The organism is Actinomyces slackii (assembly GCF_900637295.1).
Taxonomy (GTDB): Bacteria; Actinomycetota; Actinomycetes; order Actinomycetales; family Actinomycetaceae; genus Actinomyces; species Actinomyces slackii.
The window spans coordinates 2048462-2060643 of sequence record NZ_LR134363.1; the positions used below are offsets into that span (position 1 = coordinate 2048462).

Below are 12182 nucleotides of genomic sequence, written 5' to 3' on the forward strand. Positions count from 1 at the left end.
CCCCACCCTCAGCACGGGGAGGAATGAACGGGCCCCGGTCCTCCAGGACCGGGGCCCGTCAATGCGGGAGTGCCTCACTCAGAGCGACGGCGCGCAGCCATGAGGATCGCTCCTGCCACGAGCGCGCTCGCGCCCAGGATCACAGCCATGACAACCGCTGCGCCGGTGCTGGCGAGCGCGCCGGTGCCACCAGTGGGCACGGGGACGGTCGTCGTGGAGGCCTTCGGGCCGGTCGGGTCGCCGGTGGGCGTCGGGCCAACCGGGCTCTCGGTGGGCGCGGGGTCCGTCGGGTCCTGGGACGGTGCGGGGTCCGTCGGGTCCTGGGTGGGCGCGGGGTCCGTGGGATCCTGAGTCGGCGTCGGCTCCGTCGGGTCCTGGGTGGGCGTGGGGTCCGTCGGGTCCTGAGTCGGCGTCGGGTCCGGGGTGGGCTGGGGCGTCTCGGTGGTCACCTCGTTGTAGAGGCTCACCGGGGTCACCTCCTCGGCCACGGTGAAGGAGGCCGTGTCCGGGCTCTGGGAGTCGTTGACCGAGAAGGTCGTCTCGCCCCATGCCAGGGAGTCCGGCAGCGTCGCGGCCGAGGTGTCCTCGGTCAGCGTGATGCGCGTGCCCTTGGGGAACTCGTAGAGGGTGTTGTCAGGCTGCTTCTCATTGACGGCCACCTCGACGGTGTAGGGGTTGGTCGCCGGCTTGTTGGTCCAGTTCCGGTAGTCCGCCTCGGTGGTGCCGTTGGGCAGCTCATAGGCCACCGTGACCCGCACCTTGGTCTCGGAGGTGACATCGCCCTGGCGCTCACCGGTGACGTACTTCTTGACGCCGAAGGAGCCGAAGCCCTGGGTCAGCTGGACGTCGTAGGAGATCGGGTCCTTGTAGGACACCTGGGTGGACACGGTCGTGCCGGCGCCGCCCTCCAGCGTCGCGCTGTTGGTGTAGACCTTCCCGGGGACGATCCGGCCGCCCTCGGCCAGCGACTGGTAGACGATCTCGTAGTTGGTGTCGGGGTCGAAGGTGCCGTCGGTGCGGGTCAGGGTCACCGTGGCGCTCGTGCCGTCCTCGGAGATGGTCGGGGTCAGGGTGAAGGTGCCGTGCTCGGTGGTCATCTGAGTCCCGTCGGCCTTGGCGACGTCGAAGTAGCCGTCGGCGCCCCCGCCGAACCTCTGGGGATTGACCCGCACGTACCACGTGCTCTTATCGGGGTTGAGCACCTGCCCGCCGCCGGTGGTGTCCTTGAGGGTCACGGAGCTGACCGAGCCGTCGGCGACCCCGAGGTGGTTGGCGATGGTGGTGCCGCTGAACTGGATGTGCCAGGTCGCGGAGCTGGACTCCCGGTTGAGGGAGTTGGCGTACTTGCCCAGGTCCTTCTCCTCCCACGCGATGGGCAGGATGGGCTCGTCATTGGGGTGGGAGACCGTGACATCAGTGCCGTTGGCGTTGAAGGTGGTGGTGCTGGTCTGCGTCACCTGCTGGGCGACGAGGAGCTGGTTGCCCGATCCCTTGAGCTCGGTGGCCGCGGAGATCGCCGTGTTGAAGGTGCAGGTCAGGGCCGCGGCCTCTGTCACGCAGTCCCCGACCTTCGTGCCGTCGCTCAGGACCAGGTCGTCCTGGCGGCCGATCTCGCGGAATCGGTACTCATCGGGCAGGGCGATGATGAACGACTCTCCCGGCTGCGGATTCGCGGCGGAGGCGTCCCAGGTGAACTTCAGGCGAACGGGGTCCTCGAGATGGGCCGGCTTGCCCGGGTACTCGTTGCCGCTGTGGTCGGCCAGGACGAGCGGCTCGAAGGACACCTTGACCGCTGAGTTCTGCGCGGCGTGAGCCGAGGGGACGGTCAGGGCGATAAGGCCGCCCAGGATCAAGAGCACCGCGGATAGCGCGGCAGCCGCATATCTGCGGTGCGCAGCGGGGTACTGGAATTGCATCATGGCCTCCATGGGAAGAGATCGGGATGAGTTGGGCTGGGCCCACCGCGTTGTTCCTACGGTCAGCGGTATGGAAGAAGCCTAAGTAGTCGTTGTCCGTGAATTGACGATGATTCGGGCTCGGTGATCATTTCGTAGCCCCCATGGGATCGCGGCGCCAGCGCTGCGGGGGCACGGCCTGTCTGGACAATCCCTGACGGGGTCAGCGCTTGTCAGGAAGAGCGAGTGCCTTGCCGGTTGTCAGGGGTGGCCCAGGGGGTCGCTGCGGGAGCCGTGCTGTGACCGAATTGGAACCCGACTCGCGGATGCTGCGGGCCGGTGAGCAGGGACGGGCTGTGGCGGGTGTCTCAAAATGTGGGTGATCGGAGGCCGTTGCACTCGCGGGGATCCGCAGGGCGGCCTCGCGATTCGCGGGTGAGCAGCGGTGTTGCGCGCAGTGGGCGTGACGTAAATGGTTGGGCATGGCGCTCCCGATGGGGAGCGGTGCCAGTCATTGACGGCGCATGACGCGGCCTTCGGTAGCGTCGGCCCAGAATTCCCCGCCCTGCGGCGGACGGACCAGCATGAGGAACAGGAGCAACCCCGGTGGCCAGTCTCAACACCTTCGCCTCGCGTGACGCGCTCGACGTGGGCGGGCGCACCTACGAGATCTTCCGTCTCGACGCCGTCCCAGGCCTGGAGCGGCTGCCCTACTCCTTGAAGGTGCTCGCCGAGAACCTCCTGCGCACCGAGGACGGCGCGAATGTCACCGCCGATCACGTGCGCGCCCTGGCCCAGTGGGACCCCACGGCCGAGCCGGACACGGAGATCCAGTTCACCCCGGCCCGGGTGGTCATGCAGGACTTCACCGGTGTTCCCTGCATCGTCGACCTGGCCACCATGCGCGAGGCCGTCGCCGAGTTGGGCGGCGACCCGGAGGCCATCAACCCCCTGGCCCCCGCCGAGATGGTCATCGACCACTCCGTTCAGATCGACTCCTTCGGCCTGCCCGGCTCCCTGGAGCGCAACAAGGAGCTGGAGTACGAGCGCAATGCCGAGCGCTACCAGTTCCTGCGCTGGGGGCAGGGCGCCCTGGACAACTTCCGCGTGGTGCCCCCGGGCACCGGCATCGTCCACCAGGTCAACATCGAGTTCCTGGCCCGGACCGTCTTCACCCGCACCGAGACCCGCGACGGCGCCCAGGTGACGGTGGCCTATCCGGACACCTGCGTGGGCACCGACTCCCACACCACCATGGTCAACGGCCTGGGCGTGCTGGGCTGGGGCGTGGGCGGCATCGAGGCCGAGGCCGCCATGCTCGGCCAGCCCGTGTCCATGCTCATCCCCAAGGTGGTGGGCTTCAAGCTCTCCGGTGCCATCCCGGCCGCCGCCACGGCCACCGACGTGGTGCTGACCATCACCCAGATGCTGCGCGCCCACGGCGTGGTGGGCAAGATCGTGGAGTTCTACGGCGAGGGCGTGGGCGCTGTGCCCCTGGCCAACCGCGCCACCATCGGCAACATGAGCCCCGAGTTCGGCTCGACGGCCGCCATGTTCCCCATCGATGAGGTCACCCTGGACTACCTGCGCCTGACCGGGCGCTCCGAGGAGTCGATCGCCCTGGTGGAGGCCTACACTAAGGCCCAGGGCATGTGGCACGACCCCTCCCGCGAGCCGGTCTTCTCCGAGTACCTGGAGCTGGATCTGTCCACGGTGGTGCCCTCCATCGCCGGGCCCAAGCGCCCCCAGGACCGCATCGAGCTGACCGCCTCCAAGGAGGCCTTCCGCCAGGTGCTGCCCACCTACGCCGACCAGGCCTCCAGGCCCACTTCGGTGACCCTGGCCGACGGCACCGTCACCGAGCTGGACCACGGGCATGTGGCGATCGCCTCGATCACCTCGTGCACCAACACCTCCAACCCGTCGGTCATGGTGGCCGCGGGGCTGCTGGCCCGTAATGCGGTGGCCCGCGGCCTGCGCTCCAAGCCGTGGGTCAAGACCTCCACGGCGCCGGGCTCACAGGTGGTGACCGACTACTACGAGAAGGCGGGGCTGTGGCCGGCCCTCAACGAGCTGGGCTTCAATGTGGTGGGCTACGGCTGCGCCACCTGCATCGGCAACTCCGGCCCCCTGCCGGCCGAGGTCTCCGCGGCCGTGGGGGAGGCGGACCTGGCAGTGGTCTCCGTGCTCTCCGGCAACCGCAACTTCGAGGGGCGCATCAACCCCGACGTCAAGATGAACTACCTGGCCTCCCCGCCTCTGGTCATCGCCTACGCGCTGGCCGGGACCATGGACTTCGACTTCGCCACCGAGCCCCTGGGGCAGGACGCTGAGGGCAACGACGTCTTCCTGACCGACATCTGGCCCAGCCCCGCCGAGGTGCAGGCCACCATTGATGCGACCATCGACCGGGAGATGTACACGCGCGACTACGCCGATGTCTTCGCCGGGGACGAGCGCTGGCGGAGCCTGGACACGCCCGAGGGCCAGACCTTCGCCTGGGACGAGGCCTCTACCTATGTGCGCAAGGCCCCCTTCTTCGAGGGCCTGACCATGGAGCTGGACCCGGTGACGGATATCGACGGCGCCCGGGTGCTGGCGCTCCTGGGCGACTCGGTGACCACCGACCACATCTCCCCGGCCGGCGCCATCAAGGCCGACTCCCCGGCGGGTCGGTACCTGGCCGAGCACGGCGTGGAGCGGGCGGATTTCAACTCCTACGGCTCGCGCCGCGGCAACCACGAGGTCATGATCCGCGGCACCTTCGCCAATATCCGCCTGCGCAACCAGTTGCTCGACGGCGTCGAGGGCGGGTTCACCCGCAACTTCCTCACCGGCGAGGTCGAGTCGATCTTCGACGCCTCCCAAGCCTACCAGGCGGCCGGCGTGCCGCTGGTGGTGCTGGGCGGCAAGGAGTACGGCAGCGGCTCGTCACGCGACTGGGCGGCCAAGGGAACGGCCCTGCTGGGCGTGCGCGCGGTCATCGCCGAGTCCTTCGAGCGCATCCACCGCTCCAACCTCATCGGCATGGGCGTGGTGCCCCTGCAGTTCCCGGCGGGGGAGTCGGCCGCCTCGCTGGGCCTGGATGGCACCGAGACCTTCTCCATCACGGGGCTGACGGCGCTTAATGACGGGGTGACCCCCAAGACCGTTGCGGTGCGCGCCGAGCGGGCCGACGGAAGCGCGGTCGCCTTCGACGCGGTTGTGCGCATCGACACCCCCGGCGAGGCCGACTACTTCCGCAACGGCGGGATCCTGCAGTACGTGCTGCGCTCGCTCGCCCGCAGTTGAGACAGGCTGCGCTGGTGCCCGCGTGGTGACGTGCGGGCACCAGCCCCTTGGCGCGGGGATAGGGACGTGGGGATAGGCTGGGGCATGTTTCTGCAGTGCGGCGCTCTGCGAGCAATGAGTGTGGCTCACCTCACTCTGATGGTCTTGTTGGGAACGCTGTTGTCGCTTTGACCTGAACCTGCAAAGTCTCTATCCTGAGACCAACACGACGGGTTCGCTTCTCCAGGTGAGACGCGGGCCTGTTCTCTTTTCTATATTGGGTGTGCGGGCGGAAGGTGGGATGACGTGAGTGTGACACCTCTCGAGAGCACCTATGAGAAACCGTTTCTCACGGTACCCGAGCAGATTCGCCGCTTACGCGAGCGCGGCATGGACTGTGGAGACGATGCCTACGCGACGGAGGTCCTGCAACGCTACGGCTACTACCGATTGTCGGGCTACTGGTATGTCTATCGTGACTGGCCTGCTCCTCCGACCCCCCCCGACGAGATGAGGGAGGGCGCGAAAGTCGGCTGGACACCTTCCTTCCCGACACTCGCCTCGCACAGGTAGTCTCGGTGTACGAGTTTGATCACGAGCTCCGGAATCGTGTCGGCAGTATCCTCAGCATAATTGAGACGGCGTTCCGCTTCTTCATCGGTCATCGGCTCGGCATGATCAACACCTTCGCGCACAGAGAACCTTATATTCTTGGCGCAGTGAGGCAGGAAGGCCCTGACTCTCTGACTGAGCCGACTGCCGCCTATCGCGAATGGCTCAGCGAGTACGATCGCCTGGAGGGGCGCGCTCGAGGAGATTTCGTTACTCATTTCCGCGAAAAGTATGGTCCCCATCTTCCTATTTGGGTGGCAACTGAAGTAATGTCCTTCGGTGCCCTGACCAAGCTCTACGGACTGATGCGGCAAAGCGATCAGGAGATTATTGCTGCGCGTTTCCAGATTCGAACCGCAGATGGGCGCGGTGATCGCGGTGCCCTCAATAACTGGCTCAACAATCTTAGGAATGTGCGAAACATCTGTGCGCACTACGGACGCTTGTGGAACCGGACATTCGATGTGCTCATTGATGCACCAGGGCGGGCTCGCGAAGACGCTGATGACCTTCTAGCGTCGCTCGTGAGAAAAGATGTGAACAATAGACTCTACGGTGTGCTGATCATCATGCGTTATCTCCTGCTGAGCATCGCGCCGGGTAGGGCTGACGTCGTTGATCTTGTCGACTTCATCGAGGAGCGGGCCGACTCGGTGGGATTTGATATAGGGAAACTCGGATTTCCAGACAAGTGGAGAGGAAATCCAATATGGAGCAAGTGCTTTATGCTCGATCATGAACCGATGCTCGCTGCGAACCTGCTTGATCGTGCATCGTGTATGACGGCTGCCGAGGCTCGGGAAGCGCTCACCAGTGCACAACCTACTGAGGTTGACTGTGCTCAGACCTCAACACAGACTGACAGAGCGATGAAGGCAGCCCAGCGTGCGTTGCTGCGAGCCTACCTCAAGTATGGAGTCGTGATCGAGATTCAACTCGGAAAGACAAAATATTACCCCACCTTCCAGTTTCGTGACGGGAAGATCATCGATGCTCTTGCGGAGATCAACCGGAAACTTTCCTCATCCTGCGACGGGGTGTCTTCAGTCGGCGTGGCTAAAGCACTTTTGGACTGGTGGCAAACGCCACATCCGGATCTGCCGTCGGGTGAGGGTGGCCGGACCGGGTCGCCACTTGACCTGTTGAACTCTGTTTGCGAGAAGGATTTCGCTGTGAAAATTGACGAGGTAAACGCGACCGGTAGTTTTTCTGTGTCGACCTGACTGACCTGCGGGTGGGCAGCATCAGGGGTTCTGTGCTTACGCGGGCGTCAAGCTTCCCGGAGGCTCGTGGCCGCCCGGCGGGTCGGACTCGCTCTCGATGGCTAATGTTGGCAACTAAAAGGCTATGAATATTAGCCAACTGGGTGTTGATGGTGGCCGGATCGACTTCGAGGATCGGGGCCAGGGGCCGCTCGTGATCCGCTCGCCCGCGATGGGGCGATTTCCGTGACGCCTACGAGGCCTTGGCGCAGGCGCTCATCGGCAGCGGGTTCCGTGTCATTGCCGCCGATCTACGCGGGCATGGTGACAGTGATGCGAACTTCCTCTCGTACGGGGACGAGGACACCGCGCGCGACCTCATCGCCCTGCTGGAGCACCTCGGTGCTGTTGCCACTGCGGGACCGGTGCTCCTTGTGGGCGGACGTGAAAGAGCCGCAGCTCTCTCCGACCTTCTGTGCAGGCCCGGGTACTGGTCGGCATTCCGTGCAACCACTGTCATGACGAACATCGTGCGGAACGCGACGCGCTTATCTCGATGGGCCAGGCCTACCGGCGCTTCGCCCATGATTACCCCGGCCTCTATCCACTGACGCAGTTCCGGGGCGGGGGCGTTGGCGGAAGCGCGAACGCGGATGCCGACTCAGTGCAGGCGCAGCGCGCTGTGGAGATCGTCGTCGCGGCACTAGCCGGCTACAGCATCCCCGAGGCGAGAATGATCGACGTTGTCATGATGACGCGCTCGGCGCTTCACGGATTCGCGGACATCGAGGTCAAGGGCGGATTCGCGTGGCCCGAGCCGGTCGACCAGAGCTTCACCGTGCTGCTGGACATGCTCGACGCCGCCCTGCGCTCCCTAGCCTCCGGCTCCAGGTAGTGCCTCACGAGCTCCCCGCGCCGCCCCGGGGCATGATCGGGAATAGCGCTGAGCCTCACCGTCGTTCTGATCTGGCAGAGACCGCCGGCAGGACGGCGGGCCCAACACATCCGAGGAGAGAACCATGACCGACAACCACGCCGCCGCCCCTGCCGGAGCCCACGAATCGGAGGAGCTGGAGGAGGTTGACCTTCTCGTCGTCGGCGGGGGCAAGGCGGGCAAGTCGCTGGCGATGCTGCGCGCCAAGGCCGGGGACAAGGTGGTCATGGTCGAGCGCGACAAGATCGGCGGGACCTGTATCAACGTCGCCTGCATCCCCACCAAGACCCTCATCTCCTCGGCCCGCGTCCTGGGGGAGGCCCAGGGGGCGGGCGCCCACGGCGTCGACCTTCCCGCCGCCGATGGCGGGGCCCAGGCCCTGAGCCGGGCCCGCATCGACCTGGCGGCCCTGCGCGCCCGCAAGGAGGCCGTGGTGGGCGGCATGGTCGCCGCCCACCGTGACACGCTCTACCCCTCCTCCGGTATGGACTTCGTGCTGGGCACCGCCCGCTTCATCGCCGAGCGCACGGTGGAGATCGACGTCGAGGGCGGCCCCGTCCGCCGCGTGCGCGGGGCCCGGGTGCTCATCAACACCGGGACCGCGCCCTCCGTGCCCCCGATCGAGGGACTGGAGCAGGTGCGCTACTGGACCAGCGAGGACCTGCTCACCCTGCCCGCGCTGCCCACCAGCCTCGTCGTGCTGGGCGGGGGCGTCATCGGGGTGGAGATGGCCTCCCTCATGGGACTCCTGGGCGTGCCGGTCACCCTCATGCACGCGGGTGAGCACATCCTGGATCGTGAGGACGCCGACGTCGCCGCCGAGGTCACGGCGGGCCTGGAGGCCCTGGGGGTCACGGTGCTGACCGGTGCGCAGGTCTCGCGGGTGAGCGCCGGCGCCGATGGGTCAGTGGTGGCCCACTCCCAGGACGGTCGCGAGGCATCGGGCTCCCACCTGCTCGTGGCTCTGGGGCGCACCCCCGTCACCGAGGGGCTGAACCTGGAGGCCGCCGGCGTGGAGCTGACCGATCGGGGCTTCGTGCGCGTGGACGAGCAGTTGCGCACCACCGCCGAGCAGGTCTACGCCGCTGGGGATGTGGCCGGCACGCCCCAGTTCACCCACGCCTCCTGGAACGACTTCCGCGTTCTGCGCGACATCCTGGCGGGCAAGGAGGCCACCACCGCGGGGCGCCTCATCCCCTGGGCGGTCTTCACCACGCCCGAGCTGGGCCACGTCGGCCTGAGCGAGGAGGAGGCCAGGGCCGCCGGGCATGAGGTGCTCGTGGCCAAGACCCCCACGGCCGCGGTCCCGCGCGCCAAGACCCTGGGGCGCACCGAGGGCTTCTACAAGGTGATCGTCGATGCGCGCACCGATCTCATCCTGGGAGCCGCGATCATCGGCCCCGAGGCCAGCGAGGTGGTCCCCAGCGTCCAGATGGCCATGCTGGGGGGCCTGACCTGGCGCCAGCTGCGCGACGCCGTCATCACCCACCCCACGATGAGCGAGGGACTCAACATCGTCCTGGACTCCCTGGGCTGAGCCCGGGTCCGTGGGCCTGTCCGCCGCGCGGCGGACGGGCTCAGGGCCGCACGCCCAGGCCCTCGACGACCTCCGCGCCGGGCAGGGCCCCCAGCAGGGCGCCGGGCACCAGCAGCTTGGAGTGGCGCACGCCCGAGCCGATGAGCACCGTGGCGCGGGCGGCCACCGCCGCATCGACGAACAGCCTCCAGTTCTCGGGCAGCCCCACCGGGGTGATCCCGCCGTAGGCCATGCTCGAGCGCTCCACGGCGGCCTCCATCGGCATGAAGGAGGCCTTGCGCACATCCAGGCGCTGCTTGACCACGTGATTGACGTCGGCGAAGTCACTGGCCCGCACCACGCAGGCCGCCACCCGCTCCTGGCCCGAGCGCTTGCCGGCCACGAGCACGCAGTTGCCCGTGGCCTCCAGGTCCAGGCTGTACGCGGCGTTGAGGGCATCGGTGTCCGACAGATCCGGGTCGATCTCGACCACCGCCGCCTGGCGGGCCAGCGCAGCCTCCTGGGGCGAGCCCTCGGCCAGGGCCGTCAGGGCGGCGGCGGTGCTGGGGGCCAGCAGCTCGGGATGCTCCAGCGCCGGGCGCCATCCGATCTCCTCGGCGAAGACCTCCTGCGGATCACGCGGCTCGCTCATCTGCTCCTCCTCGGTCTGTCCAGGGCGGATTGGAACACCATGAGCCTACGGCGCTCGGCGGGCGCTGCGCCGTCGCCGTCCGCTGGGTGACCCCATCGGGAGTGCGCGGATGCGCCTGTCGCCGGCATGCAGCGCGCGCATGCGCGCTGAAGCGGGGGAGTCGTGCCTGTTCCCTGCCTCAGCCCCGCGTGGGCGGGGCGTAGGAGAGCCGGTCGAAGATGATGATGCTCTGGACGATCCTCCCGTCGGCCACGGTGATGTACTCGGCCGCCGGGGCGGTGGAGGTGACGGCGGTCTGCGGGTAGTAGAACAGTGCGACCCGGTCTCCGTCCGCGAATTCGGCGATCTCGCCAATGCCGGTCAGCTTCGGGGCGAAGCCGGCGATGAAGGCGCGATAGGCCTCCTTCCCCTCCAGGTCTACTCCGGGGGCGCGGCAGGTGATCTCATCGGAGACGCAATCCATGGCGGTATCGATGTCGCCGCTCGTCCAGGCCCGGTGATAGGCCTGCACGGTGTCGTAGGCGGTACGGGGGCTCATATGGTCCTCCTAGGGTCGTGGTGTCAGTGAGGTGTCATGCAAGGCGGTCGGCCAGGGGCCGCCAGTGATCCGGCCCGGCCTGGCCACCGGCGCCCGCGACGGCGAGTCGGGGCAGGAAGTGCGCCCATCCATCGGCATGACCGGCAAGCCTGGGGGCGGGCAGATCGAAGTGGCACAGGTCCACCCGGGTTCCGCCGTCGATCGGCGTGAGTCGGAACTCCACCCTCGAGGAGCCCGCGGGCAGGTCCTCGTCACCTGCGAACCCCCAGGAGACCACCACGCGGTTCGGCGCCTCGACGGTCAGGAACGTGCCCCGCACCGGGTGGCCCGCGATGTTGACCGCGAAGCGCCCGCCCGGGACGGCGTCAAGGTCGGCATGCTGGCCCATCCACGCCGTCATGCCCTCATTGGTGATCAAGTACTCGAAGACCGCCTCCGGGGGCGCGGCAATCTCGATCGAGTCGTGGAACTCAGCCATGACGCCGGGCCTCCTGCGTCTGGCGGGGCTTGAGCTCCTCCTGGGGCGGGTGCGTTATCGACGTGCGAGCCTCGCGGGTCTCGACCGCGGCCTTGAGATCGGCCAGCCTCTGCGGCCAGAAGTCGTCGAGATACGAGCGCACGGCCGCCAGGCCATCCGTATCGACGGCGAACAGGTGGCGCGTGCCCTCCCGGGCGTCGACGGCGAGTCCCGCCCTGCGCAGTACCCCGAGATGATGCGAGGTCGTCTGCTGGGACAGGCCGAGCTCTTCGGCGATCGCCCCCACCGGCCGCGGGGAGGTACGGATCGCCCGCAGGATCGCCCGGCGGTTCCCATCGGCCAGCGCGCGCAGCGCCAGATCGAGGTCGTCTGCTGCCTGCTTGCCCATGGCGCCCCTCCTGAATCGAGTGAACGCAGCGTATCACAAACGTCTGTTTGTACTTATGTGCGTTGGTCATCTGGTGATCAGCGGTGCCTGCCATGGCAGAGGCGACTGCCGAGGATCGTGCTGGCAGCGATCGCGGGAGCCCGCCGGGGGAGCGGCCGACTGTCGACGGCGGTCGGCCTGCTGCCGCGGCCGGGTGCCACAATGGCGCCCGTGCTGCACGTGATCTTCTTCGAGCCGCGGATTCCCGGGAACACCGGGGCCGCCATCCGGCTCAGCGCCAACACCGGCTCCATGCTCCACCTCATCGACCCCTTGTTCGACATGGAGGACGCCAAGCTGCGCCGCGCCGGCCTGGACTATCACGACCTGGCCAACACGCGTGTCCATGAGGGCCTGGAGGCCTGCCTGGCCCAGATCCCGGGGAGGGTCTTCGCCTTCACCGCCCAGGCCGAGCGCCTGCACGCCCAGGTTGACTGGCGGGCCGACGACGCCCTCCTCTTCGGCCCGGAGCCCACCGGCCTGCCCGAGCAGGCCATGGCCCACCCCCGGGTCACCGGTCGCATCCGCATCCCCATGGTGGCGGGCAGCCGCTCCCTCAACCTGGCCAACTCCGCCGCCATCGGCCTGTACGAGGCCTGGAGGAGCCTCGGCTTCCCCGGTGGGCAGTAGGGCGGGCGTGACTGCGGGTGGCTGACGA

The 12182-nt window shown here is 67.7% G+C and carries 11 protein-coding genes; 6 read left to right on the forward strand and 5 right to left on the reverse strand.

Annotated features, from left to right (window positions below):
• Positions 1 to 74: 74 nt before the first annotated feature.
• Positions 75 to 1919 (reverse strand): DUF7926 domain-containing protein, encoded by a 1845-nt coding sequence (locus EL266_RS08550; RefSeq protein ID WP_232011995.1) that lies wholly within the window; start codon positions 1917 to 1919, stop codon positions 75 to 77.
• Between the two features lie 582 nt (positions 1920 to 2501).
• Here EL266_RS08550 and acnA point away from each other — a divergent pair.
• The 5 genes from acnA to EL266_RS08575 all read left to right on the forward strand — a co-directional run bounded on the left by acnA (position 2502) and on the right by EL266_RS08575 (position 9450).
• On the forward strand, positions 2502 to 5186 hold the full coding sequence (gene acnA, locus EL266_RS08555; RefSeq protein WP_026427737.1) for an aconitate hydratase AcnA: 2685 nt from the start codon (positions 2502 to 2504) through the stop codon (positions 5184 to 5186).
• A gap of 512 nt (positions 5187 to 5698) precedes the next feature.
• Entirely contained in the window at positions 5699 to 7000 is a 1302-nt protein-coding gene (locus EL266_RS08560) for an Abi family protein (RefSeq protein WP_269471454.1), read from the forward strand.
• Positions 7001 to 7242: 242 nt separating this feature from the next.
• Positions 7243 to 7590 (forward strand): alpha/beta fold hydrolase, encoded by a 348-nt coding sequence (locus EL266_RS08565; protein WP_084501029.1) that lies wholly within the window; start codon positions 7243 to 7245, stop codon positions 7588 to 7590.
• Positions 7536 to 7874, forward strand: a complete 339-nt coding sequence (locus EL266_RS08570) for a TetR-like C-terminal domain-containing protein (RefSeq protein WP_051281371.1) — start codon at positions 7536 to 7538, stop codon at positions 7872 to 7874. Before EL266_RS08565 ends, EL266_RS08570 begins: the two co-directional genes overlap by 55 nt.
• 124 nt (positions 7875 to 7998) lie before the next feature.
• Positions 7999 to 9450, forward strand: a complete 1452-nt coding sequence (locus tag EL266_RS08575) for a dihydrolipoyl dehydrogenase family protein (protein ID WP_026427738.1) — start codon at positions 7999 to 8001, stop codon at positions 9448 to 9450.
• A gap of 40 nt (positions 9451 to 9490) precedes the next feature.
• Here the strand turns inward: EL266_RS08575 and EL266_RS08580 are convergent, their stop codons facing one another.
• From EL266_RS08580 to EL266_RS08595, 4 genes are all read right to left on the reverse strand, one after another.
• The gene (locus tag EL266_RS08580) at positions 9491 to 10081 is read right to left on the reverse strand and encodes a YbaK/EbsC family protein (protein ID WP_026427739.1); all 591 of its coding nucleotides are present in this window, start codon (positions 10079 to 10081) and stop codon (positions 9491 to 9493) included.
• A 178-nt stretch (positions 10082 to 10259) separates the two neighbouring features.
• A complete protein-coding gene (locus EL266_RS08585; RefSeq protein ID WP_026427740.1) occupies positions 10260 to 10619 on the reverse strand; it encodes a nuclear transport factor 2 family protein in 360 nt (119 codons plus the stop codon).
• Positions 10620 to 10653: 34 nt separating this feature from the next.
• Positions 10654 to 11097 (reverse strand): SRPBCC family protein, encoded by a 444-nt coding sequence (locus tag EL266_RS08590; protein WP_026427741.1) that lies wholly within the window; start codon positions 11095 to 11097, stop codon positions 10654 to 10656.
• A complete protein-coding gene (locus EL266_RS08595) occupies positions 11090 to 11485 on the reverse strand; it encodes an ArsR/SmtB family transcription factor (protein ID WP_084501031.1) in 396 nt (131 codons plus the stop codon). Before EL266_RS08595 ends, EL266_RS08590 begins: the two co-directional genes overlap by 8 nt.
• A gap of 210 nt (positions 11486 to 11695) precedes the next feature.
• On the opposite strand from EL266_RS08595, the gene EL266_RS08600 reads away from it, so the two are divergent.
• On the forward strand, positions 11696 to 12154 hold the full coding sequence (locus EL266_RS08600) for a tRNA (cytidine(34)-2'-O)-methyltransferase (protein WP_026427742.1): 459 nt from the start codon (positions 11696 to 11698) through the stop codon (positions 12152 to 12154).
• The last annotated feature ends 28 nt before the right edge of the window (positions 12155 to 12182 follow it).